Annotated in this window: 22 protein-coding genes; 14 read left to right on the top strand and 8 right to left on the bottom strand. The window is 35.1% G+C overall.

Annotation, left to right across the window (positions count from 1 at the left end; translation table 11 throughout):
* The gene (locus FLACOL7796_RS10310) at nt 1–375 is read left to right on the top strand and encodes a DoxX family membrane protein (protein WP_173970710.1); all 375 of its coding nucleotides are present in this window, start codon (nt 1–3) and stop codon (nt 373–375) included.
* An 87-nt stretch (nt 376–462) separates the two neighbouring features.
* Here the strand turns inward: FLACOL7796_RS10310 and FLACOL7796_RS10305 are convergent, their stop codons facing one another.
* From FLACOL7796_RS10305 to FLACOL7796_RS10295, 3 genes are all read right to left on the bottom strand, one after another.
* Nucleotides 463–1,005 (bottom strand): lipocalin family protein, encoded by a 543-nt coding sequence (locus tag FLACOL7796_RS10305; RefSeq protein ID WP_173970709.1) that lies wholly within the window; start codon nt 1,003–1,005, stop codon nt 463–465.
* A 473-nt stretch (nt 1,006–1,478) separates the two neighbouring features.
* On the bottom strand, nt 1,479–2,882 hold the full coding sequence (gene lpdA / locus FLACOL7796_RS10300; protein WP_173970708.1) for a dihydrolipoyl dehydrogenase: 1,404 nt from the start codon (nt 2,880–2,882) through the stop codon (nt 1,479–1,481).
* Between the two features lie 229 nt (nt 2,883–3,111).
* Nucleotides 3,112–3,567, bottom strand: coding sequence for an Lrp/AsnC family transcriptional regulator (locus FLACOL7796_RS10295; protein ID WP_173970707.1), 456 nt, complete (start codon nt 3,565–3,567; stop codon nt 3,112–3,114).
* Between the two features lie 451 nt (nt 3,568–4,018).
* On the opposite strand from FLACOL7796_RS10295, the gene FLACOL7796_RS10290 reads away from it, so the two are divergent.
* The gene (locus FLACOL7796_RS10290) at nt 4,019–5,221 is read left to right on the top strand and encodes an aminotransferase class I/II-fold pyridoxal phosphate-dependent enzyme (protein ID WP_173970706.1); all 1,203 of its coding nucleotides are present in this window, start codon (nt 4,019–4,021) and stop codon (nt 5,219–5,221) included.
* Nucleotides 5,222–5,448: 227 nt separating this feature from the next.
* Here the strand turns inward: FLACOL7796_RS10290 and FLACOL7796_RS10285 are convergent, their stop codons facing one another.
* The gene (locus FLACOL7796_RS10285; protein ID WP_173970705.1) at nt 5,449–7,383 is read right to left on the bottom strand and encodes an amino acid permease; all 1,935 of its coding nucleotides are present in this window, start codon (nt 7,381–7,383) and stop codon (nt 5,449–5,451) included.
* 286 nt (nt 7,384–7,669) lie between these two features.
* On the opposite strand from FLACOL7796_RS10285, the gene gndA reads away from it, so the two are divergent.
* The 3 genes from gndA (at nt 7,670) to pgl (ending at nt 11,424) form a co-directional block, all read left to right on the top strand.
* Nucleotides 7,670–9,076 carry an NADP-dependent phosphogluconate dehydrogenase gene (gndA, locus tag FLACOL7796_RS10280; protein WP_173970704.1) on the top strand — a complete coding sequence of 469 codons (1,407 nt, stop codon included), beginning with the start codon at nt 7,670–7,672 and terminating at the stop codon, nt 9,074–9,076.
* A 39-nt stretch (nt 9,077–9,115) separates the two neighbouring features.
* Nucleotides 9,116–10,627 (top strand): glucose-6-phosphate dehydrogenase, encoded by a 1,512-nt coding sequence (gene zwf, locus FLACOL7796_RS10275; protein WP_173970703.1) that lies wholly within the window; start codon nt 9,116–9,118, stop codon nt 10,625–10,627.
* Between the two features lie 77 nt (nt 10,628–10,704).
* Nucleotides 10,705–11,424: a 6-phosphogluconolactonase gene (gene pgl, locus FLACOL7796_RS10270; protein ID WP_173970702.1), complete on the top strand. Its 720-nt coding sequence runs from the start codon at nt 10,705–10,707 to the stop codon at nt 11,422–11,424.
* A 261-nt stretch (nt 11,425–11,685) separates the two neighbouring features.
* Here pgl and FLACOL7796_RS10265 read toward each other — a convergent pair whose 3' ends face one another.
* Nucleotides 11,686–14,592, bottom strand: a complete 2,907-nt coding sequence (locus tag FLACOL7796_RS10265; protein ID WP_173970701.1) for an FAD-binding and (Fe-S)-binding domain-containing protein — start codon at nt 14,590–14,592, stop codon at nt 11,686–11,688.
* 140 nt (nt 14,593–14,732) lie between these two features.
* Between FLACOL7796_RS10265 and FLACOL7796_RS10260 the strand changes: the two genes are divergently transcribed.
* On the top strand, nt 14,733–15,281 hold the full coding sequence (locus FLACOL7796_RS10260; protein WP_173970700.1) for a hypothetical protein: 549 nt from the start codon (nt 14,733–14,735) through the stop codon (nt 15,279–15,281).
* Nucleotides 15,282–15,519: 238 nt separating this feature from the next.
* On the opposite strand, the gene FLACOL7796_RS10255 is transcribed toward FLACOL7796_RS10260, so the two are convergent.
* The 3 genes from FLACOL7796_RS10255 to FLACOL7796_RS10245 all read right to left on the bottom strand — a co-directional run bounded on the left by FLACOL7796_RS10255 (nt 15,520) and on the right by FLACOL7796_RS10245 (nt 17,995).
* A complete protein-coding gene (locus FLACOL7796_RS10255) occupies nt 15,520–15,873 on the bottom strand; it encodes a hypothetical protein (protein ID WP_173970699.1) in 354 nt (117 codons plus the stop codon).
* A 608-nt stretch (nt 15,874–16,481) separates the two neighbouring features.
* Nucleotides 16,482–17,438 (bottom strand): DUF3137 domain-containing protein, encoded by a 957-nt coding sequence (locus tag FLACOL7796_RS10250; RefSeq protein ID WP_173970698.1) that lies wholly within the window; start codon nt 17,436–17,438, stop codon nt 16,482–16,484.
* The gene (locus tag FLACOL7796_RS10245; protein ID WP_173970697.1) at nt 17,438–17,995 is read right to left on the bottom strand and encodes a LemA family protein; all 558 of its coding nucleotides are present in this window, start codon (nt 17,993–17,995) and stop codon (nt 17,438–17,440) included. The genes FLACOL7796_RS10250 and FLACOL7796_RS10245 overlap by 1 nt, the downstream gene beginning before the upstream one ends.
* A gap of 416 nt (nt 17,996–18,411) precedes the next feature.
* Between FLACOL7796_RS10245 and FLACOL7796_RS10240 the strand changes: the two genes are divergently transcribed.
* The 8 genes from FLACOL7796_RS10240 to FLACOL7796_RS10205 all read left to right on the top strand — a co-directional run bounded on the left by FLACOL7796_RS10240 (nt 18,412) and on the right by FLACOL7796_RS10205 (nt 25,478).
* Nucleotides 18,412–19,983, top strand: coding sequence for a glycoside hydrolase family 10 protein (locus tag FLACOL7796_RS10240; RefSeq protein WP_173970696.1), 1,572 nt, complete (start codon nt 18,412–18,414; stop codon nt 19,981–19,983).
* Nucleotides 19,970–21,238, top strand: coding sequence for an MFS transporter (locus tag FLACOL7796_RS10235; RefSeq protein WP_173970695.1), 1,269 nt, complete (start codon nt 19,970–19,972; stop codon nt 21,236–21,238). Before FLACOL7796_RS10240 ends, FLACOL7796_RS10235 begins: the two co-directional genes overlap by 14 nt.
* Before the next feature lie 21 nt (nt 21,239–21,259).
* On the top strand, nt 21,260–21,601 hold the full coding sequence (locus tag FLACOL7796_RS10230) for a hypothetical protein (RefSeq protein WP_173970694.1): 342 nt from the start codon (nt 21,260–21,262) through the stop codon (nt 21,599–21,601).
* Nucleotides 21,602–21,794: 193 nt separating this feature from the next.
* The gene (locus FLACOL7796_RS10225; protein WP_173970693.1) at nt 21,795–22,244 is read left to right on the top strand and encodes a GNAT family N-acetyltransferase; all 450 of its coding nucleotides are present in this window, start codon (nt 21,795–21,797) and stop codon (nt 22,242–22,244) included.
* A gap of 10 nt (nt 22,245–22,254) precedes the next feature.
* On the top strand, nt 22,255–23,862 hold the full coding sequence (locus FLACOL7796_RS10220; RefSeq protein ID WP_394367908.1) for a glycoside hydrolase family 3 protein: 1,608 nt from the start codon (nt 22,255–22,257) through the stop codon (nt 23,860–23,862).
* Between the two features lie 125 nt (nt 23,863–23,987).
* Nucleotides 23,988–24,626 (top strand): peroxiredoxin, encoded by a 639-nt coding sequence (locus FLACOL7796_RS10215; protein WP_089048990.1) that lies wholly within the window; start codon nt 23,988–23,990, stop codon nt 24,624–24,626.
* A 171-nt stretch (nt 24,627–24,797) separates the two neighbouring features.
* Nucleotides 24,798–25,106: a thioredoxin family protein gene (locus FLACOL7796_RS10210; RefSeq protein WP_007805605.1), complete on the top strand. Its 309-nt coding sequence runs from the start codon at nt 24,798–24,800 to the stop codon at nt 25,104–25,106.
* 114 nt (nt 25,107–25,220) lie between these two features.
* Nucleotides 25,221–25,478, top strand: coding sequence for a DUF6952 family protein (locus FLACOL7796_RS10205; RefSeq protein WP_017495510.1), 258 nt, complete (start codon nt 25,221–25,223; stop codon nt 25,476–25,478).
* The last annotated feature ends 270 nt before the right edge of the window (nt 25,479–25,748 follow it).

Here is a 25,748-nt window from a genome sequence, read left to right as displayed (position 1 = left end):
ATGAAAATTGCTACTATTATTGTCCGCGTTTTAATTGGTCTTTTATTACTCTTTGCTTCTATCAGTTACTTTTTTCACTTAGCTCCTGAACCGGAAACAACAGGGAATTTTAAAGCTTTTAATGTTGGTTTAATGGCTTCTAAGTATATAATGCCTTTAGCAAAGTCAATCGAATTACTTTGCGGAATTGCTTTTGTAACCGGGCGTTACGTAACATTGGCTAATATTTTGATCTTACCCATTACGGTAAACATTTTGTTTATCAATTATTTTTTAGCTCCCGAAGGTTTACCAATTGCGGTTTTATTGTTCCTGGCTAACTTATTTTTGATTTACAGATATTGGGATAATTATAAAAGTGTTTTTACCAGATAATCTATTTTCTTTTAAAAATAAACAAACCCGGTACTCAAAAAGTATCGGGTTTGTCCTTTAATAAAAATTTCAACCTTAAAATCCCTATCAATTTGCTTTATCGTGTTTTACCCAAACCAGATCTGAAATTTCGAATCCAATTTCGCGGGCTTTTATCAGAAAATCTGCTTTTACACTTTCCGGGATCGTAGTTTCTCTTGAAAGTATCCACATGTATTTTAAGTTTTCTCCAACTACAAGCGCGTATTTATAATTGTCTTCAATCGCAATTACATTATATCCGGCATAAAAAGGACCAAAAAATGAGACTTTAAGCATACCAATATTATCTTTTTTGACAAATTTGGCTTTTCCTATACTTTCCTCCCATTTGTCTTTTTTGACATTGTAGCCCTTATTATCCACTTTTATGGTTCCGTTATCGTTTAGAGAATATTCGGCGGTGACATTGTTAAGACCTTTTTCATATTTAAAATCAAGTCTGGCAATCTCATACCATTTTCCTAAGTATTTTGCTTTATCAAAATTAGTGATTGCTTTTGCTTTTTCGGGAATTGTTGCTCCACAGGAATAAAGCGCAAGGGCTACTCCTGCTCCAACTAAAACCGGAGCTATATATCTACTTTTCATAATATCATCTTTTAGATCTATAAAGATAACACGAGATCAGGAAAACTATTTTACAGAATTATTATTTGATTTTATATTTTCTAACTATTGAAAATTTATTCTAAACTACAAAGACTTAAAAACAAAGCTTAACTCAATCTTGTCTTTTCGATTGGTAATGATAAAATAAATCTTTTTTTTCAGGGGCTAATCCCGCACCCGAGCCTGAAAGTGCGAATTGGCGAAGCAATTCGTTCCCATCTTTTTGTAGCGAACACCGCCACAAAGGGATTTCCTCTTCTATCGCGGCTAGGGCAATCATTTTCAGTAGAATACTTTCGCCTAATTGTCATTTCTAGGCACGAGACTTATTCGATACAATATTAAAGATGTTTTTCTTCACTTAATGCTATTACCTATAATCATTACATAATAAAAAAACCGCCAATCCTGAAATCTCAGAATTGGCGGTTTTTAAAATGATTTATCGCAAATTATACGTGTAATGCTCTATTATCTGTAGCGGCTAATGCTGCTTCTTTTACCGCTTCCGCGAAAGTTGGATGCGCATGGCTCATTCTTGAGATATCTTCAGCAGATGCTTTAAATTCCATTGCTGTAACAGCTTCTGCAATTAAATCTGCAGTACGTGCTCCAATCATGTGAACTCCTAAAACTTCGTCTGTTTTAGCATCAGCAATGATTTTTACAAATCCGTCAAGATCTCCACTTGCTCTTGCACGACCTAAAGCTTTGAATGGGAAGCTTCCCACTTTATATTCCGTTCCTGAAGCTTTTACCTGCTCTTCAGTTTGTCCAACTGCAGCAACTTCTGGCCAAGTGTATACTACACCAGGAATTAAATTATAATCGATATGTGGTTTTTGACCTGCTAAGATTTCAGCAACCATAGTTCCTTCTTCTTCTGCTTTGTGCGCTAACATTGCTCCACGAACAACATCACCAATTGCATAGATATTAGGAACATTAGTTTGTAAATGATCGTTTACTTCAACTTGTCCTCTGTCTGAAATTTTCACTCCGGCTTTATCAGCGTTTAATCCGTCTGTGTAAGGACGACGACCAACAGAAACTAATGAATAATCTCCTTCAAGAGTAATAGTTTCTCCTTTTGCATTCTCAGCCTGAACTGTAACAGCATCGCCGTTTCTTTCTACTGATTTTACTTTGTGAGAAACGTAGAATTTCATTCCTTGTTTTTTCAATACTTTAGTGAGTTCTTTAGACAATGAACTATCCATTCCAGGAATGATTCTGTCCATGAATTCTACTACAGAAACTTGCGCTCCTAAACGTAGGTAAACTTGTCCAAGCTCGATTCCGATAACTCCACCGCCAATAATTACTAAGTGTTTTGGAACTTCTTTTAAAGCCAAAGCTTCTGTAGAAGTGATAATTCTTTCTTTATCAATTTTAATAAATGGCAAAGAAGATGGTTTTGAACCTGTAGCAATTACAGCATATTTAGTTTCGATAGTTTCTGATGTTCCGTCAGCTTTTGCAACTGCAATGTGCGTTGCGTCTACGAAAGAACCTAAACCGTTGAAAACTGTAATTTTATTTTTATCCATTAAGTAGTTGATTCCACCTACGGTTTGATCTACAACTGCTTGTTTGCGAGCAATCATTTTTTCTAAATTGATTTTTACATCTCCAGAAACTTCGATTCCGTGATCTGCAAAATGAGCAATTTCGGCATAATGATGAGAAGAAGATAATAATGCTTTTGAAGGAATACAACCTACGTTAAGGCAGGTTCCGCCAAGAGAATTATACTTTTCTACAATTGCTGTTTTGAAACCTAATTGTGCGCAACGAATTGCTGATACATATCCGCCAGGACCTGAACCTATAATGACTACGTCAAATGAACTCATAGTTTGTAAATTTTATTTTTAGCGATACAAAATTAAGGAATAAAGTTTTGTTTAAAGTTTAAATCTCAATGTTTTTTGTGTGAAAGTTTAGTGAAAGTTTTTTTGTTTTAGAATGCGAATTTTAACGCAAAGTTCGCAAAAGTTTGTTTTTTTTAGTTTCGCAAAGACGCAGAGTCGCAAAGTTTAAACAACCTTTGTCTCTCTTTTCCTTAGCACCTTTAAACCTTCCTCAAAAAATCACCGTCGAATTCTTCACTTCACTAATCATAAACATACTTTGTGTGCTTCCTATATGTTGCAATGAGGTCAGTTTTGTTACCAAAAATTCACGATAAGCTTCCATATCTTTTACTAATACTTTGAGAATATAATCGTAATCACCGCTTACGTGATGGCATTCTAATACTTCGTTGAGTTTGATGACTTCGCTTTCAAATTTGGTTAAGAACTCTTTGGTATGCTGAATGAGTTTTAAATGACAGAAAACGACAAATCCCTTATCGATTTTGGTTTTATCGACTAATGCTACATAGTTTTTGATTATGCCTTCGCGCTCTAACTTTTTGATGCGTTCGTAAACTGCCGTTACCGAAAGGTTGAGTTTTAAGGACAATTCTTTGGTTGTTTTTTTACTGTCGGTTTGTAGTAAAATAAGGAGTTTTTTATCTGTGGCGTCTAAAGTCATGGTTCCGGTTTATTGTTGAAGTGAAAGAAAATCTATTGAATTGTACTTTCTACATCAAATTTAGATTAAAAATCCTTACAAATACTTTTTTGTAGTTTTAAAATCTAATTACAAGCTATATGGTTGATTAATTTTCTTAATAAACGTTATTTTGAATAGAATTTATTTTGTAAACGACGCTCCTAGCCCAGATTGTAGTGAAAAGCCCGGAGTAAAAAATGGCTAAAGTTTCTTGTTCTAAAAAAGTGACCAACGGAAGCTCTTTTTAGAACATTAGAAACTTGCCTTTTTTACGTCTCGATAGCTATCGAGATGAAACGGAAAGCTGGAATAGCTTCAAATTTAAATTCCAAAAATAAATTCCAAATTCCAATGGCAATGACAATTTTAATAACAAAAACAATAAATACTAACCAGAGGAGATTGTTTCGTTCCTCGCAATGACATAAAAATGAAAGACTTTAACCCAGCAGATAAGATTCAGGATTTACAATACTTTGGTGAATTTGGAGGAGTGAATCCTTCAATTTCTGATTCTTCAACTTATACTTTTTTATCGGCAAAAACGATGTTTGATACTTTTGAGGGAAATATGGAGGGTTGCTATTTGTATTCGCGCCATTCTTCGCCTAGTAACTTATATCTGGATCAGGCTTTGGCCGCTATGGAAGGAACGGAAACGGCAAACGTATCGGCTTCGGGAATGGGAGCAATTACGCCTACTCTATTGCAGCTTTGTGGTGCGGGCGATCACATTGTTTCGAGCCGAACAATTTATGGCGGAACTTATGCTTTTTTGAAAAATTTTACGCCACGATTTGGGATCGAAACGAGCTTTGTAGACATTACAAAACTAGATGTTGTAGAAGCGGCAATTACACCAAAAACCAAGGTTTTGTATTGCGAAACGGTAAGTAATCCTTTATTGGAAGTGGCGGATATTGCGGGTTTGGCTCAACTTGCTAAAAAGCATAATCTGAAATTGGTGGTCGATAATACGTTTTCACCTTTGTCGGTTTCGCCTGCAAAATTAGGGGCTGATATTGTGATTCATAGTTTGACAAAATACATCAACGGAAGCAGCGATACGGTTGGTGGGGTGACTTGCGCATCGAAAGAATTTATTAATTCACTGAAAAATGTAAACTCGGGAGCAAGTATGCTTTTGGGACCAACGATGGATAGTTTGCGATCTGCGAGTGTGATGAAAAACCTGCGTACGCTGCATATTCGTATCAAACAACACAGTCATAATGCACATTTTCTGGCGGATCACTTTGAAAAAGACGGACTTAAAACGGTTTATCCGGGCTTGAAGAGTCACCCGAGTCATGAACTGTACAAAACGATGATAAATCCGGAATATGGTTTTGGAGGAATGCTGACAATTGACGTTGGTACTTTGGCTAAAGCCAATGAATTGATGGAATTGATGCAAACCCGAAACTTAGGTTATTTGGCCGTAAGTCTTGGGTTTTATAAAACATTGTTTAGCGCGCCTGGAACTTCGACTTCGAGCGAGATTCCGATAGAAGAGCAACACGAAATGGGATTAACGGATGGCTTGATTCGTTTTTCGATTGGATTGGATAATGATATCGAGCGTACTTATAAAATGATGAAGGCTTGTATGGTGGAGCTTGGGGTTTTATAACGATTAATTTCGAGAAGATTCACTGAGAATTTAATAAAATTGTTTCACGCAGATTTTGAAAGATCCAGGCCGATATAAACGGATTTTATTTATTATTATCTAAATTAAATTTGCTGAAATCTGCAAGATCTGCGTGAAACTAAATTCGTTTTTTAAGTTCTTAGTAAAATAAAAAAGCCGTTCTGAAATAATTTTCAAAACGGCTTTTTCTATTTATATTTTATAATTTAAATCTTCTCAACGAAGTTTAGTTTACTGTTTTTTCTACTGTATGTAAAGTAAATAAATAATCCGATTAATAACCAGATAGTGAAGTAGATCCAGTTCCAAACACTTAGTTCGGCCATCATGTAAAGACAGCAAATAAGTCCTAAAAGCGGAATTAAAGAAAGATTTTTTCTAAATGCCCAAACGGCTAAACCAACTAAGACCACTAAGAATATCCACATTGGGATTTTGTGTTTGAATAAACTAAAACCTGTTTCATATTTTAATGAATCGCTGATAGGCAATCCTTTTACAACCTCGGCATATTTTACATCGTCGTCCTGATATTGACTTAGCAAATGCTCTAAATCGGCAGTTTCGGCAGTTTTATTATGAACATCGATACTTTCTAAATAATTGAAAACTTTTGCTGATTCTTCTTTATTTAATGATGTAATAATTGTTGTTGCATCATAGGTTTGAGCATCATTATTAATGAAAGCCATTGTTGCTTTATTATTGAAAGCAAAAGCATAATACAATCCTGCAATCATTAAAACCGGCAAAATAAATTTTGAATTTATATAAGGCGTTTTGAATTTTCCTCTTGGAATTTCAGGTTTGTTTTGTAAAACTAAAACTCCTGCACAAACCAATACAAAGGCAAATAATGTTCCGATACTACATAAATCTGTTACCATTGTCAGGTTTAGAAACAAAGCCGGTACCGCTACCACAAAACCGGTTACAATTGTAGCAAAAGATGGTGTTTTGAATTTTGGATGTACTCTGGAGAATTTCTTTGGTAATAAACCATCTCGGCTCATACTCATCCAGATACGTGGCTGTCCCATTTGAAATACCAAAAGAACACTCGCCATTGCTACTACAGCACTTACTGCTATAATACCTGACATCCATTTTAATTTTAATTTATCGAAAACAAATGCCAGAGGATCTCCAACATTTAATTCGTTATAACGTACCATTCCGGTTAAAACCAAAGCAATGGCAATGTATAAAATAGTACAAATAATAATCGCCCACATCATACCTCGTGGTAAATCACGCTGCGGATTTTTACATTCTTCGGCAGTTGTTGAGATGGCGTCGAAACCAATATAGGCAAAGAAAACGGCCGAAACTCCTTTTAAGACTCCGCTAACTCCATTTGGTGCAAACGGATCCCAATTGGCTGTGTCTACATAAAACACACCCACTGCAATTACTAAAAGTACGATACAAAGTTTTACAATTACCATTAAGTTACTCGCATTACGCGATTCTTTCATACCTCTGTAAACCAAAGCGGTAATTAATATAATGATAAACAATGCAGGTAAATCGGCAACGAAATGAAAAGAACCAATAGTTGGCGCTGTGGTCCAGGCAGTATAGGCTTCTTGTAAACCTCTACCTAAATTATCGTATGATTTTCCGCCTTGCATTAATGCTGTGGCATCTTTAAATCCGTTTGAAGCGGTTAGATAATCCATCTGGATCCATTGCGGGAGATGAATTCCGCCACTCTGGAGCAGTGTCGTAAAATAATCACTCCATGATATGGCGACCGTTATATTACCCACGGCATATTCCATGATTAAAGCCCAACCAATTATCCATGCGATTAATTCTCCAAAAGCAACATAGGAGTACGTGTAAGCACTTCCTGAAACCGGAACCATTGAGGCAAATTCGGCGTAAGCAAATGCGGCAAAACTACAGGCTAAAGCAGTAAACAAAAACAAAAAAATCACCGCTGGACCACCGTCTGCACTGGCTTTTCCGATAGTACTAAAAATTCCTGCACCAACAATTGCAGCAATTCCAAATGCAGTTAAATCTTTAGTAGTTAAATGCTTTCCCAATGCATTATGACCATCTGCTTCGTTTTTTGCAACTTGTTTCAGAATATCTTGTACCGTTTTTTTTCGGAATAAACCTGATAATGCCATATATGGTTTTGCTTTTAAATTAATTTAAATCGGTGTTTGCTGTTTTATTTTGCAAATAATGCAAAAATTATCCTGATTTCAAATATATAAAACCATTTTGTTTTCTCTTTAGTTATTCTCATAAAATTAAATCTAAACAATATAATAATTAAAGATTTTTCTTTATAACATAATTTACCTCAATAGCCTCAAAGTTAAAATATCATTTCCTTACTTCGAAATCAGGACTAATCCTCAATAATATAAATTTTAAACCTTATTTTTGAATATTCTAAATGTATAAAAAATGGCAAATAACGATTCTAAAAAATATAAATTAGGAATGATTGGATTAGGCACGATGGGCCGAAACCTTTTATTGAATATGGCAGACAAAGGTTTTTCTGTTACAGGATATGACAAAGACCAAAAAATGATTGCGAAACTTGAAGATGAAGGTAAAAATCATAATCTGGAAGGTTTTGATAATATCGAAAATTTCATTGACAGTTTGCAAACACCGCGCACGCTAATTTTATTAGTGCCTGCCGGACCAATTGTTGATAGTGTTATTGCTGAATTGAAACCGCTTCTAAGCAAAGGCGATATCATTATTGATAGTGGAAACTCTCATTTTAGTGATACTAACCGAAGAGTAGCAGAATTAGAAAATGATGGATTACATTTCTTTGGGATGGGTATTTCCGGTGGTGAAGAAGGTGCAAGATTTGGACCTAGTATGATGCCTGGCGGAGACAAAAATGCCTACAATGTTATGAAAGACATCTTTGAAGCCATTGCTGCAAAAGTAAACAATGATCCGTGTGTAACTTATATTGGTCCTGGTGCATCGGGACATTTTGTAAAAATGGTGCACAATGGAATTGAATATGCTATTATGCAGCTTCTTGCCGAAACGTACGGAATTCTTAAAAATGGTTTGGGATACTCGAATCAGGAAATTCACAATGTATTTAAAAAATGGAATGAAGGAAGACTTCAATCTTTTTTATTAGAAATTACGACTGATATTTTCCCTGTTAAAGATACAGAAACACCAAACGATCTTCTGGATATGATCAAAGATGAAGCGAGATCAAAAGGTACCGGAAAATGGACTTCAGAGGTTTCAATGGAACTGCAATTACCTGTCCCTACCATTAATGAAGCGGTTACCAATCGTGATTTATCTAAATACAAAGCGCTGAGAGTTTCCCTGGAAGAGGCTTTTGGTAAAAAAGATTCTAAAATTGATATTTCAATTGATGATCTTGAAAATGCATTCTATTTTTCTATGATTTCTGCTTACGCGCAAGGTTTGCATTTGCTTGTACAAGCTTCTAAAGAATACAAGTACGAATTGAAATTAAACCAAATTGCCAAAATTTGGCGTGGAGGATGTATCATTAGAGCCAAATTCTTAGAAGATATTTATCAGGCTTATGATAAAAATAACTCATTAGAACATTTGTTTGGAGATGCCGGCATTCAAAAAATCATCAAATCTACTCTGGCAGGTACGCGTAAAACAGTTGCTGCTTGTGTGAGTTCTGGTATTGGCATTCCTGCTTTTGCTTCGACTCTTACTTATTTTGACACTATTACAAGCGCTCGAATGCCTTCGAACTTAATTCAGGCACAGAGAGATTTCTTTGGAGCTCATACTTTTGAACGCATTGATAAAGAAGGTGTTTTTCATGCCAAATGGAACTAACCAGCATCAATGTTTTAATACACCAATGACAATATAAATATGAAAACTAAAGCCAAGTTAAACCCCACTATTTTTGTAATTTTTGGAGGAACAGGTGATTTAAATAAAAGAAAATTAGCTCCGGCACTTTATAATTTGTTTATCGAAGGTTATATGCCGGATCAATTTGCCATCATTGGCACAGGGAGAACAGAGTATACTGATCAAGGCTATAAAGACGCGCTGGAAGACGCTGTTTGCGCATTTTCACGCACCGGAAAAGTCAAAGAAAAATGGGATCGTTTTGGCAATACTTTACATTATTGTGCGACGGATTTTGATCAGCCTCAAACTTTTGAAAATTTAAAATCCTGTATCGAAAAATACCAAAAGGAATATGGAGAAGGTACACAGGTAATTTTTTACTTAGCCGTAGCGCCTAGCTTTTTTCCTGTAATTGCCGAGAGCTTAAAAAAATACAAATTAACTGAAAACGAAGACAATAGCCGAATTATAATCGAAAAGCCTTTTGGCTACGATTTAGAAACGGCAAAAGATTTAAACTCTTTGTTAAGTACCATTTTTACTGAAAAACAAATCTATCGTATAGATCACTATTTAGGAAAAGAAACGGTGCAAAACATGATGGCTTTCCGTTTTGCAAATGCTATGTTTGAACCTTTATGGAACAGGCAATATATTGATCATATCCAAATTTCGGTAACAGAACAATTGGGAGTACAAGATCGCGGTGGCTATTATGAAGGAGCCGGAGCGCTGAGAGACATGATTCAAAATCACCTTTTACAACTGCTTTGTTTAGTTGGAATGGAAGCTCCTATAAGTTTTGATGCGACCGAAATTAGAAATCGTAAAGTAGAAGTTCTAAAAGCTGTTCGTCCGTTTTCTCAGGAGGATATTCGTTTTAACACTGTTCGCGGTCAATATAGCAAAGGATGGGTCGAGGGCCAGGAAGTACTTGGATATCGCCAGGAAAAAAATGTTGACCCGGAATCTAATACAGAAACTTTTGCAGCGGCTAAATTTCATATCGATAACTGGAGATGGCAAGGCGTTCCTTTCTATTTAAGAACAGGAAAGCGATTAAACCAAACTTCGTCTTTAATCACTATTCAATTTAAAGATGTGCCTCATCAGATTTTTTCGGGAAGTGCAACCGAAAACTGGCAGCAAAACCGCTTAATAATCAGCATTCAGCCTGAGATGAGTATTCGTATGCAAGTATTGGCTAAAAGACCTGGTCTGAATATGGTTCTAAATCCTGTAGACATGATTTTTGACTATAAAGGCACTTATAAAAATGACAGTCCGGAGGCTTACGAAACCTTACTCTTAGATGCTATAATGGGCGATCAAACATTATTTATGCGTGGCGATCAGGTAGAAGCTGCCTGGGAATTGGTAATGCCAATTCTGAACTCCTGGGAAAGCAAAAAATCGATTAACTTCCCTAATTATCATGCTGACAGCTGGGGGCCTGAAAAAGCGGAAGCATTGATTGCAAGAGATGGCTTTCACTGGTTTAATCTGCCATTAAAGGAAAAAGAATAATACAAATGTAATCAAGCGAAGTACAAATGAATTAAAAATTTTTTGTGCTTCGTTATTACTTATTTAGAATAAAAAACATGAACTTACGTATATACAAAACAACCGAAGAATTAACGCTGGATTTAGCCAATTACATTATTGAAATTGCACAAAAAGCAATAGAGAAAAACGACCGTTTTAATTTTGTGCTTACCGGAGGAAATTCACCAAAAGCACTTTATACTTTTCTGGCTACTGAATACCGAAATAAAATCGACTGGAACAAGGTGTTTTTCTTTTTTGGTGACGAACGCAATGTTCCTGCAAACGATGAAAATTATAATGGTTTGATGGCTAAAAAATCTTTTTTTGATATTTTAGAAACGCCGGAAGATCATATTTTTTATGTCAATACTACTTTAGATCCACAAGCTGCGGCCGCGGATTATAAAAACAGAATCGACAAACATTTTAACAATAATGATCTTGTTTTTGATTTGATTCTTTTAGGTATGGGAGATGACGCACACACCGCTTCTATTTTCCCGCACACTACTTTGGTTGGTAATACTGAAGCTACTGTAGCATCAGTATTTGTAGAAAAATTAAACACACATCGTATTAGTCTAACGGCTCCATTAATCAATAAAGCATTAAATGTGGCGTTTTTGGTTTTTGGAGAAAACAAAGCCGAAGCATTAAAACATGTAATTAAAGACGAGCAAAAAGAGGTTCACAACTACCCTTCTCAATTGATAAATCCTATTGACGGAAAATTGACTTGGTTTGTTGATGAAGCAGCTTCAAGATTGCTGTAAGACAAGATATTTAAATAGATTTTTGCCCGCGGATTTTACAGATTTAACTGTTTTACGCGGGTTTTTCTTTTTTTTTTTCGCCACGAATTTCACAAATTAGCACTAATTATTTTTTGCCACAGATTAAAATGATTAGCACAGATTAAAAATTTAAATTAAATCTGCCAAAATCTGCGTGAAACAAAAAAATCCGTACCAATCTGCGCTTTCACGAGGTGAATCCGTCTAATCCGTGTGCCATTCTCAGTCCAATAATAAATCTTATCGCAAACAGCTTCTCAAAATACTCACCGGATGCTGTGCTTCTCTACTGGTTCCGTCAAAAATTTGATGACGACAACTTGTTCCTGCTGCGGCAATTTTTACATTTTCGGCAGTGGCACGCACTTTTGGGAATAGAGTATCTTCACCCATTTGCATGCTTACCTGATAATGTTCTTTTTCATAACCAAAAGATCCCGCCATTCCACAACAACCCGAATTGTAAATCGTAACGGTATTATTGGTTGGTAAATTCAGCATCGCAAAAGTCGCTTCAACCGAACTCAATGATTTCTGGTGGCAATGTCCGTGAATTTTGATTTCTTTCTTTTCTTCTGAAAATGAATCCGGTTTTATTTTTCCGTCTATGATTTCTTTTTTAAAGAATTCCTCGATTGTAAAGGCACTTTGGGCTACTTTTTCAGCAGCTTCTTTATCATCTGCCAAACGCAAATATTCGTCTCTAAACGTCAAAATTGCCGAAGGTTCGATACCTATTAATGGCGCTTTGGCGGAAATTAAATCTTTGAAAATATTTACGTTGATATTTGCAATTTTCTTGGCTTCTTCCAGAAAACCTTTCGATAAATACGTTCTTGCGCTTTCTTCGTGATCTACGATTACAACTTCATAACCTAATTTGGTTAACAATTCAAAAGCATCGATTCCGATATTCACATCATAATAATTCGTGAATTCGTCATTAAACAAATACACTTTTCCATTTGGAAAATTATTATTTCGTGATTTATTATTCTCATACCATTTCCTGAAAGTTCTTTTCGCCAAAAGCGGAACTTGTCTTTCAGGCGCAATTCCCATACTTTTCTTCACCAGCGATTGATTCGAAATAAAATTGGTAATCGACGGAAACAAACTTCCCATTTTATTCAGTTTTGCGTTGTGCGCAAAAATCTTATTTCGGGTCGAGAATCCGTTTGCTTTTTGGTATTGGTATAAAAATTCAGCTTTTAGGGTTGCAACATCCACATTACTCGGACATTCGCTGGCGCAGGCTTTACAGCTCACGCATAACTCAAAAACTTCGTATAATTCTTTCTGGTCAAATTTATTTTCTTTTTCAGAATACGTCAAATATTCACGTAACGCATTGGCTCTCGCACGTGTTGTTTCTTTTTCATTTTTGGTCGCTCTATAACTCGGACACATCGCTCCTCCTGCCGAAGGTAATTTTCTACAATCTCCAGATCCGTTGCATTTTTCGGCAGCGCGCAAAATTCCTAAACTATCTGAGAAATCCTGAAAGGTTTTAATATCCGGTTCTACCCTTCCCGAAACTACACGATGGTTTTCGTCCATTTTCAAAGCGTTTACGATCTTCCCGATATTCAAAACCGAATTCGGGTCAAAGGCCAATTTGATTCTTTTCAGCAATTCATAATTCGTCTCACCAATCATAAAGGGAATAAACTCTCCGCGTACAATTCCGTCGCCGTGTTCACCACTTAGCGAACCTCTATATTTCTTTACCAAAATCGCCACATCGGTTGCGATGGTTCTAAATAATTTTAAGTCAGATGTTTTCTTCAAATTCAAAACCGGACGCAAATGCAGTTCTCCCGCTCCGGCATGCGCATAATAAATCGCGCCTTGTCCGTGACGCAGCATCATGGCTGAAAACTCTTCGATATAAGCTGGTAAATCACTCAATTCAACGGCTGTATCTTCTATAGAATCTGCTGCTTTATCATCCCCTACAATACTTCCCAGAAGTCCGAGTCCGGCTTTTCTAAGTTCGTTTACTTTCTCGATATCCGTTCCATAGATTTTCACAAGCGCATAACCAAAATTATTTTTCTCCAAATCAGCCACCAAAGCATTTGCCTGATTTTCGGCATCTTCAGGATCGTTCGAAACCACTTCAAACATCATAATGGCTTTCGGTTCGCCAACCAAAAAGAATCTGTTTTTGATGTGTTCGCGACTTGTTTTCGTACAATCCAAAATCGTATCGTCGATCATTTCTGCTGTATACAAATGATGTTTCATTGCCACTACAACAGATTCCAGCGATTCCTGAATACTATGATAATGCGCCACCACCATAATATTATGCCCTGGCGGTAAATCGTCAACTTTTAAGGTGATTTCGGTTGTAAAAACCAGAGTTCCTTCACTTCCGCAAAGCAATTTCCCCACATTTATTGTAGGTTCTGTTCCGCCAAACAAATCCGATTTTAATAAAATATCAACCGCGTAACCGGTATTTCTTCTGTGAATCTCCGGTTTTGGAAACTCCTTTATAATCTCGTCCTGCGTTGACTTAACAGAGAGTTCGTCGTAAAGACTTTTATATATTTTATTCTCTAAAGTATCTCCTTTGGTTTTCTCGATAAATTCAGCCGAAGTCAGTTCATTAAAACACACCTGCGAACCATCGCTCAAAAGTCCTTTTATTTCTACAATTTTATCACGTGTAACACCATACCGAATTGAGGTTGTGCCCGATGAATTGTTCCCCACCATTCCGCCAATCATACAGCGATTTGTTGTCGAAGTATTAGGCCCAAAAAATACACCATAAGGTTTTAAAAACAAATTCAGTTCATCGCGAATCACACCGGGCTGCACGGTAACCGTTTTTTTAACCGGATCAAAATTCAGGATTTTAGTAAAGTTTTTCGAAACATCCACCACAATTCCCTCACCAACTGTTTGTCCGGCAAGCGAAGTTCCGGCCGTTCTTGGTGTAATCGAAATATGATGCTGCGCCGCAAACCTGATCAGCTTACTAATATCTTCGATCGTTTTAGGCACGGCAACCGCTTTGGGTCTAATTCTATATACCGAAGCATCTGTAGAATAAAGCGTTTTATGAAGATCATCATATAAAAGTGTGCCTTCGAGCGTGCCGGCTAATTGCTCTAAATCCTTAAGTATTGACATTATTGCTTTGTTTTGAATTACAAAAATAGTTATTTTTTAAGGTTCAAAGGTGCATAGTGACAAAGGTTCAAAGGTTTTCTTTTTCGAAAGTTGAGATTTGGAATTTAAAATATATATTTGAGTTATAAACCCATAAATCTATGAAACCGGACAGAATTTACTTTTTAGCAAATCCGTACCCAGATGGATACTCTCAAAAGCATCAAGTTTCTTTAAAACCCATTTCAAAGATTTTGAAGAATAGTATTCTAATTTTTCTTTTATTATTTATAAGCTGTAAAGAATCTGAAAGAGAAAAAATAACTAACACTAATGCTAATCGCAGTATTACAAAAAAAACTATTTCGAACAAATGGTACGGAACTTATTCATTCGCACTAAATGAAGATAGTGAAGATTGGAGAGATGCACATTACCTATCGATAGTAATTAATAAAGATTCTGTACTATATTCCGCTGAAGGGTATCAATTGTATCACTCTTATAAGCTTTCTGCTATTGAAAACAACAATACTTTAAAATTAACTTTTAAGAAAAGCTATGATAATACTGATAGTTGGGCTTTAGAAAAAACTAAAGATTTTGGTGTTTTAACTCTAAAAAACAGTACTTATATCTGGAAAAGTCCATTTATTGATACCTGTTTTAACGATGCAAAAGCAAAAAAATATATTTTGAAGAAAACTTAAAATGAGTTAGTATATAAAAAAAACTCCTATCCTTTTTTCAGAATAAATCTAAAAATTTTGAATTTCAATTAGAAGCTATTTCCTGCACCCGAGCCTGAAAGTGCGAACTGGCGAAGTAATCCATTCCTATCTTTTCTGGTAAGCTCACCACAAAAGGATTTCCACTTCTATCCTGGCTAGGGCAATGGGTTTGATGAGAAGATTTGGAATGAAAAATGTGATTTAAGCTAGACAAACATTATTTCAATTCATTGTACTTTGCAAAAAAAACGTCTAGCTTTTCAGGATCTATTTTAAACTCTTTATTGATAACATTATTATTTAACATTGCAAAAAACAGATCTGATCTACCAATAATTTTAGCATTAGAAAACTTCTTATTTTCTGCAACAAAAGTAATTACACTACTAAATTTACCATCACCTAAAGAAGTAATATCTCCAATAATCAATTCGTTATTGTTTAAATCCAAAACCAAAAAATGATTTCCATCTTTTTGATAATTAAAAGCTTCCCTTTTCTCTAGCAAAATTTTATCAGGTTTAAATTCCACTTCATTAAATATTCTTTCTATCTTTTCCTGAGCCGCCATATTAATTGTGATTAAAAACAGTATAACGAAATGAAAGCGTATTATTTTCATATTTTAAATTATAATTTTATTGTACTTGAAAATCTCAAATCAAGCGTGATAATCTTATTCTACTACATTCAATTTGCTTTTTTTTTCTCTAAAGTAATTCATTAAAAATGAAACAAAACCAGAAAACAAATTAAGCAAAATCATAAATAAACAGAACTGAAAGCCGAATAAATTCTTCCCTATAATCAAATCTAATTTAGTAGATATAATCTGTTGATGATTATAAAATTGCCAATTCTCATAGTTACTATATTCATAATAGTTACTATTAATTACTTTTAAAAGCCAGCAGCTTATTATAAAAATAAATATCGAAACAAATATTGATACATAATTATTTATGTAAAAAATAATGCCCGAAAAAATCACATTTGCAAGAGTAACAAAAAGCAACGCCGGTACAAAAAACATTGCAAATATAGCTGGAGAACGAAAAAAAGCGAATATCGAAATTATCAAAATGATACTGCTTGAAATTATAAATTGCACACCAATTTGTCTCATTTTCTCATAGATCTTAATAGTATAAACACAACTAATTATTTTAAATTTAAAAATTACTCTTTCCCCCAGATCCTCGTATTCAAATCCAATTCATGAACAATATCATGCATAAACTGAACAATCGAAAGATCATCGGTAAGTAAATCAGGTACTAAAAGCGAAGTATGAATAGGCGCTTCAAAATAATTGTTGCTTAACGGGAAAGCGATATACATTTTAGAGCTTATAAATGAGATCGAAATCGTTTCGTCAGATTTACTGTTTAGATTCAAAATTCTTTCCATCATGGCGGGCGTTAAGATATATCTCGCCTCAATTTGATTTCTCGAATAAGTAACAAACTGATTGTCGAAATCGGTATTTTCTAACTGTACAATTTCAGTATTTCCAAAACTAAAAATATTTTTAGAAAACCATGCACCAACTGTATTTCCAAAACTTTTTGGTCTTATAACTGTCGACACGCTAAAGTTTTTATTAAAATCGGCTACAAAAATAATCCCCTTAAAAATGGTATGCCATTCCGTACGTGTTCCGTTTTTGGTTTGCGTTTCGGTTTTATATTCGGCGTGAACTTCGGCAAACGAGAAAGAAGTTTTATCGACAATTCCCGTTATTAAATCCTGTGTTTTATAGCGATCCGGTTCTGTTGTAAAGAGATCAGAACTTATAAATTCACCTTCCGAAAGTCCGCTTTGAGGTACAAAAGTTAGACTTTCATTGATCTTTTTTAATGCTGTTGCCACAACATTGTTTTTATAGGCTATTTTGTATTTTTGGGCATCACCATCGATCTGAAAAAGCATTACAATCCCAACTATGATCGGAATCAAACTCAGTATTATAGCCACAGTTGCGGCTCCTACAATCAAACCACCCACGATAACTAGTGCTGCAATACCAAATACGGTATAACAAACGCTATAAGTCGACGCTATTTTTTTTCGGTCGATTTCTAATGTATTCAAAACTTCCTGAAAGGCCGGATTATTACTAATTTCTGAATCCATTAACTATTAAAAAGCTCTTTTGCACTAATATTTTTACGCTCTTCTTCGGCTGTTGCCAAAACTGCAATTGGGGTATAACTAAGCATTCCAGCAAATAAATTACCAGGAAACATCATAATAGCATTATTAAAATCAGTTACCACGGCATTATACGTTCGTCTGGCAGCGGCAATTTGTTCTTCGCTTTCTGTCCAGGTGGTTTGCAAATTTGTAAAACTTGCGTTTGCTTTTAAATCAGGATAATTTTCAACATTTACCATTAAACCTCTTACTGTAGTGCTCAATTCAGCATCAAGACTCGCTTTTTCGGTATCGCTAACAGAACCAGAAGTTGCTTTGGCACGAAGCTCAACGATTTTGGCTAAAGTACTTTGTTCGTAATTAGTATATTGCTTTACAATTTCAACCAGATTCGGAATTAAATCAAAACGTTTTTTCAGCATCACATCAATTGCCGAAAAAGCATTCGTCACCTGATTTCTTTTTCCAATAAGGGAATTATAATAAAATATCCATAAAAAGATAAACAGGATAAGTATAGGTAAAATAACAAACATGAATTTTAGTTTTAATTGGTTGAGTTCAAATATAAATAAAAAACAAAATGATTCTTTGTTATTTTTCTACGTTGAGTATCAAATTTAGCAAACCAACAAAAAACTTTGCTACTTCCTATTTAGACCTAAAAGCTCCACTTGACAAATTTGATTTTTCAGCTTCAAAAACTTTTCGGCACCACATTTGCTTGCATTTTTTCTTTATATAATATAAAATACTGAAACCCAAATAGAGAAATTCACGCTTAAATTTTCGTTTATAAACTGAATCTCTATTTTTTCGGTACAGCAACTATGATAAAAAACATAAGCTATTATATGAAAACCAAATAAATACCGTTCAAATTATAATTTATTAATTATTTATTATAGTCCGCTAAAAAAACTATTTTTGGTTTCTGTTAAAAAAGATTGAAATGCATAAAAATCAGCAAGTACTTTTCTCTATCCTATTTTTATTTTTCTTTGGATTAATTTCTAATGCACAAGAAAAAATAATTTACCCTAAAAACGAATTTAGAGGTGTATGGATCGCAACGGTTGTTAACATCGACTGGCCCAAAACAGCCATTGACGGAGTCGAAAAAGAAAAAGCTGATTATCTTGAAATTTTAGACGCTTACAAAAAACTAAATTACAACGCGGTAATCGTTCAGATTAGAAGTGTTGGTGACTCTTTCTATCCATCTGAATTTGCGCCCTGGTCACGCTTTTTAACAGGTAAAGAAGGCGTAGCGCCAAACCCATACTACGATACATTAGCGTGGATGATTGAAGAAGCGCATAAAAGAGGCTTTGAATTTCATGCCTGGCTGAATCCGTACCGTGCTACTTTCGATTTAAACAAAAATCTTTTAAGCCCAAATCACGACATTTTTAAACATCCGGAATGGATGATTGAATATGCCGGAAAAATATATTACGACCCTGCATTGCCTGAAGTTCAGCAGCATTTGACCAAGGTTGTAAAAGAGGTTGTCGACAAATACGACATCGACGCCATTCACTTTGATGATTATTTTTATCCGTATACCGTTCCCGGAAAAGTATTTAACGACAACGCTTCGTACAGAAAATATGGCGCAGGCTTGACCCTTGCCGATTGGCGTCGTGCGAATGTAAGCAGTTTTGTACACACTATTTCCACTACAATAAAAGCCAGCAAACCGTGGGTACAATTCGGAATCAGTCCGTTTGGGGTTTGGCGTAATAAATCTATGGATCCAAAAGGTTCTGAAACGCAATCGACATCTAATTATGATGATTTATATGCTGATCCTGTTTTATGGATGGATCAAAAATGGATCGATTATATCTTGCCTCAACTCTATTGGAGTATGAATAACCCGAGAGCTTCTTACTCAAAATTGGTAAAATGGTGGTCAGAAAACTCTAATAATACTGCTCTTTATATTGGTCACGCTTCATATAAAATTAGAGGCGATAGTGACAAAAGCTGGAACTTTGTAAACGAGATCCCAACCCAGATTGATTTTGCAAGAAGTTTCAAAAAAGTAGGCGGAAGCGCTTATTTCAGTTCTAAATGGTTCATGAACAAAAATGCTGATATTGTTCGCATTTTAGAAGAAAATCAATATAAATATCCTGCGCTTCCTGCCCCGGTTCCTAACTTGAAACACATTGTTATTGATATTCCGGTAGTAAACGAATATCAAAAAGACAGTGTACATTATGCTTTTAATATTAAAGCTCCGCTGAATACAAAAGTACGCTATATGGTGATTTATGGTGGTGAAAGTACTTCGAAAATAGACATTAACGATCCTAGCAAAATAATCGACAAGATTTTGGTTTATGAAAACGAAGGCACAATTCAGTTTTCTATCCCGGCCGAAAAAATGAATCAATATAAAGCTTGCGCTGTAACATTTATTGATTATTTTGCGAACGAAAGTACCCCAACTACGATCGACTTAAAAAAGACATTTAAACTTTATTCACCTGCTCAGCCTAATGAAAACAGATAATAAACCCTGGTTTTGGATTCCGCTTCTTAATTTTGCATCTGGCCTGCCGTATGCTGTAATCATCTCAGTTTCTGTCATTATGTACAAAAATCTGGGTATTTCTAATGAAGATATTGGCGTCTATACCAGTTTATTATACCTGCCTTGGGTGATAAAACCATTATGGAGTCCGTTTATAGAATTGCACGGAACCAAGAGAAAATGGTTTTTATCGATGCAATTGTTAATTTCAATTGCCTTTTTGCTCGTAGGATTTACCATTCCCGCCAGTGGCTTTTTTATCATGACTTTAGCCATTTTCTGGGTTGCTGCTTTTGCTTCGGCCTCTAATGATATAGCCAGCGATGGTTTTTATTTACTAGTTTTACCCGAAGACAAACAATCTTTCTTCCTGGGCATCAGAAGTACTTTTTACAGACTTTCATTACTTGCAGGAAACGGATTGATTGTACTTTTTGCAGGTTATCTCGAACACAAATACTCAGATAATACTAAAGCGTGGTCGTACACCATGATTGCTGTTGGTTTATTAATGACTTTTATAACGGTTTATAATTTCATCTTTACACCAAAAAATGAAATCAATGCTGTAGCTAACAATAAAGAAGCGCATCAGAATCAAAACTTCGCTACCGTATTTATTAGTTTCTTCAAGAAAAAACGAATCGGATTAATTTTAGCTTTTATCCTTGTTTTCAGATTAGGAGAATCTCAGTTGCTTAAAATGTTGAGTCCGTTTTTACTGGACGCAAAAGAATTGGGCGGAATGGGATTAGACACCGAAGCCGTTGGAATAATCTACGGAACTTTTGGTGTTGGAGCTTTGACTCTGGGTGGAATTTTAGGCGGAATAGCTATTTCAAGACAAGGTCTTACCAAATGGATGCTTCCGATGTTTCTGGCAATGCACCTACCTATTATTGGTTTTATTCTACTAGCCTTTTTTCATCCCACATCCATTTATTACATTTATGCCGTAGTAATTTTAGAACAATTTGGTTACGGTTTTGGTTTTACTGCCTTTATGATGTATTTAATTCATGTGGCCGAAGGAGAATCAAAAACATCTCATTATGCAATTGCAACTGGTTTTATGGCATTAGGTATGATGCTTCCGGGAATGCTCAGTGGTTATATTCAGAAATATCTAGGCTATGATAACTTCTTTATTTGGGTTCTTATCGCTACAATACCGGGTTTAATACTTTCCCGATTTTTAGAATTCCCAAAAGATTTTGGTAAAAAAACCCAATAACAGCTATACAATAGAACGCCCATGGAAATCAATGAAAACATCCAGGTTGACCGAAACCTGAAAGCAATTGAATTTGAAAAAGCAGGAGAAATTGAGAAAGCAATTGCGTTATACGAAGAAAATGTTACCGATGGTTTTAAAGGAAATCATCCTTACGACCGACTAGCGACAATCTACAAAAATCAAATAGATCTCGACAATGAGATTCGGGTATTAGAAAAAGCCATTATCGTTTACGAAGAAATCACACTCGAAGATCGTCTGGAAGGTTTACCAAAACTTTTCCGTTTTAAAAACCGACTCGAAAAAGCGATTGAAACCAAAAAACAATTGGCCAAGCAAAAAAAAGCAAAACTGAAATAACACATTCTTTTAAACACATAGACACATAGATTTCTTGTGTGAAAAGAATAAAAAAGAGAAACTCGTTTCTCAACACATAGTCCCGAAGCTTCGGGATGTATTTTAGTAAAGTGAAATGCCTTTTCCAAGAATTAAATACTATGTTTCTATGTGTTAGAAAATTAAACGATACTAATCTTAAGCATTCTAAATCATGATTACCATAAAGCGCACCAACTCTGACGACATCGATTTTATAAATCTGGTTGTTTTACTAGATAAAGATTTAGCAATTAGAGATGGAGAAGATCATGCGTTTTACAATCAGTTTAATAAAACCGATACTATAAAACATGTTCTCGTGTATTACGAAAATGACATTGCTGTTGGTTGTGGCGCCTTTAGAGAAAAAGAAAGCGGCACAACCGAAATTAAACGAATGTTCGTTCATCACGATTACAGAAAAAAAGGCATTGCTTCTGCCATCTTAGCGGCATTAGAAATCTGGGCAAAAGAAAGCGGCTATACACATACTATTCTTGAAACCGGAAAAAACCAGCCCGAAGCCATAAACTTATATCAAAAATTAAATTATACTATAATTCCAAATTATCCGCCTTACCAAAAGATGGATAATAGTGTTTGTATGAAAAAGACTTTATAACAAAATGAAAATGACAGCTCAAGCATTAAAACAAAAAGTGGGACAATTCTTTTTTCCTGCCGTTTTTATCAACGATACCGAAGAAAATATTCAGGAAACAGAACGATTAATAAAAGAACACAACATTGGGGGACTTACCTTTTTTCACAGCCGTGCCAGTGCTGCAACAAATTACGAAAGCAAAAAAAAAATTGTTTTTAATGACGACAGTTATCAAAAAATAAAGGACCTTATTGTTCGTTACCAAAAAGCCGCTTCTACTCCACTTTTAATTAGTATTGATGCCGAATGGGGTCTAGCCATGCGTATCGAAAAAACACCACAATATCCGTACGCTATTACACTTGGCGCTTTGCCTGAAAACAAATCGGCTTTGGTGTACGAAGTGGGTAAACAAATTGGTTTAGACCTTAAAGCTGCCGGAATTCATTATAACTTATCGCCTTTGGCAGATATCAACAACAACCCGAATAATCCGGTTATTGGGTATCGTTCTTTTGGTGAGAACAAAGAAAAAGTCGCTAATTTTTCGATTGAATATCTAAAGGGAATGTCTGAAGTTGGCGTTTTAGGCTGTCTGAAACACTTTCCCGGACACGGAAACACCAATGTCGATTCGCATTTAGGATTACCCGTTTTAAACGAAACACTCGAAGAATTATTAGAAAACGAATTATATCCTTTCATTAAAGGAATCGAAAATAATGTCGACTCTATTATGATCGGACATCTTGCCGTTCCGAGTTTAAACGACGGAAAAAATACATCGGCAACCTTATCAAAACCTATTATCGAGAATCTTTTGCGCAAACAATTGGGTTACGAGGGATTGGTAATTTCGGATGCGCTGAACATGCACAGCGTTTCTAAATTGTATAAAACCAAAGGACAATTAGAATGGGAAGCCTTCAACGCCGGAAACGATGTTTTATGTTTCGCCGAAAATGTTCCCCAGGGAATTGAAGCTATCCTTGAGAATGCAACACCTGAGCGTATCGAAGAAAGCTTTAACAGAATCATGAAAGCCAAAGAAAAAGTTGGGATTCTTTCTGGCGACACTTTTACTTCAGGAGAATTGGATTTCGAGAAAACTGCCGCATTAAATCTTGAAATTGCTCAAAATTCGATCACAAAGATTATCGATAATTCGAATACCGAACTTTCTTTTCAGGCCCAAAAAGACAATCAGTTAGCCAAACTAAGTTTGTATAAAGGTGTTGGGAATACTTTCTTTGAAACCCTGAATTCAAAACTCGAATCTCCTGAATTTGCTTTCGAGAGTTTAGAAAATTCAAATGTTGAATCGCTGAAAAACGAATTGCAAAATTTCGAAACGATTATTATTTCATTATTTGTTCCAAAAGCAAAACCAATGAACAATTTCGAGATCGACAACGAAGTTTTAGAATTGCTTTCAAAACTATTGCAAAGCAAAAAATGTATCGTTTACGTTTTCGGAAATCCTTATGTATTGCCTATTATTCCTTACTTAACAAAGGCTTCAGGACTAATTCAGGTGTATCAGGATTTTAATGAATTTCAAAAAAATGCAGGAATTCAATTTTTAGAAAATATTCCTTGCAAGGGAATTCTTCCGGTAAATATTGACATCCAATAACTTATAAATTAAAATAACTAAAAACTATCAACTTATAAATATTAATAATCACATCTTATTGTAACTACCCTTACTTATGCCCTACTTTTGCATCAGAAATAAATTTTTAACGTAAAACGAAAAATATGTCTTTAGTAGGAAAAAAATTCCCAAGTATTGCAGTAGATGCTATCTCAGAAATGGGTGATAATTTAAAAATCAACATCTTTGAAGAAGCAGTAAACAATAACAAAAAAGTAGTATTGTTTTGGTACCCAAAAGATTTCACTTTTGTATGTCCAACTGAATTACACGCCTTTCAAGCTGCATTACCAGAATTTGAAAAAAGAAATACTATCGTAATAGGAGCTTCATGCGACACAAACGAAGTACACTTTGCCTGGTTAAACACTCCAAAAAACAATGGTGGAATCGAAGGTGTAACTTACCCAATCCTAGCTGATACAAACCGTAACTTAGCAAACATTTTAGGTATCCTTGATATCGAATCTACAAGCTACAGCGAAGAGACTGATTCAGTAGTTATCGAAGGTTCAAACGTAACTTACAGAGCTACTTACCTTATCGACGAGACTGGAAAAATCTTCCACGAAAGTGTTAACGATATGCCATTAGGTCGTAACGTAAACGAATACTTACGTATGGTTGATGCTTATACTCACATTCAGGAAAAAGGAGAAGTTTGTCCTGCAAACTGGGAAGCTGGAAAAGAAGCAATGAGCGCAGACAGAATCAGTACAGCTGAATACTTAAGCGCAAACTAAGAAATAGAATACCACATTTTTTTAAAATTCCAAATCCCAAATCCCAATTTGAGGATTTGGAGTTTTTCTCTCACAAGAATCCAATCACATTTCAATATTTATTTTTTTAAGTTTCAATCACACGATTTGGAATTTGAAACTTGTAATCTTGGAATTTAAATACAAAAAATTATGTTAATCGACTTAAACGAAGATACGTTAGCAGATTTAGTTGCTAAAAACGAAAAAGTAGTAGTACAATATTCAGCTTCATGGTGTGGAAATTGCCGTATTATGAAACCAAAATTCAAAAAATTAGCCACAGAGAATGAAGCTATCACTTTTGTTTTGGTTGATGCTGAAAATTCTCCGGAATCAAGAAAATTAGCCAATGTAAGCAACTTGCCAACATTTGCAACTTTTGTAAACGGACAATTAGTTGGAGAAACTCAAACCAATAAACAAGAAGTTTTAATCGATTTGGTAAACGCAATTGCTTAATTTTAGATCGTTAGACTTGCTTAGATTTTTAGATATCTTAGATATTGAAGATTTAAACAAAGTCTAAAAAGTCTAAAAAGTCTAAGCAAGTCTAAAAATCTAAGAAATCTCAACATGAAATTACCCGTAATAAAGCAATTGACCCAATTTATCGAAGAAAACGATCAGGATTATATTATCGAAACGATCGAAGTTCTTGAAGCAATGACAGAAATCCCGTCTCTAAAAGACGAAGAATTAGATGTAATTGGCGAATTAATATCCAATATGTATGGCGCACTGGAAGTACACAAAATGGTAGTTCAGGGCACAGACAAAAAAGAAGCTTTAAATGCGTTCATGAAACGTGTTTTGGGCTCTATCGATAAATAATCGAGCACTACAAATTAAAAAAACATGACCTAAGAAACGCTTTCATTCCAAGAGGGCGTTTTTTTTATTTTCAGTTTTTAGCACAAACAAAGTCATTGCGAGGAACCAAGCAACCACACGAACAATAATCAAACTTTACAAAATAAAAATGCAAACTATAGTGAGATTGCTTTGTTCCTCGCAAAGACAAAACATCACATTGATAACATAAATACTCCAATTATTCGTTATCTTATTACTAGCTTAATTGTAGTGACAACCCGCAACAAA

The sequence above is a fragment of the Flavobacterium bizetiae genome (assembly GCF_902804475.1).
In the GTDB taxonomy this organism is placed as follows: domain Bacteria; phylum Bacteroidota; class Bacteroidia; order Flavobacteriales; family Flavobacteriaceae; genus Flavobacterium; species Flavobacterium bizetiae.
This window is presented reverse-complemented; position numbering and strand designations above follow the sequence as displayed.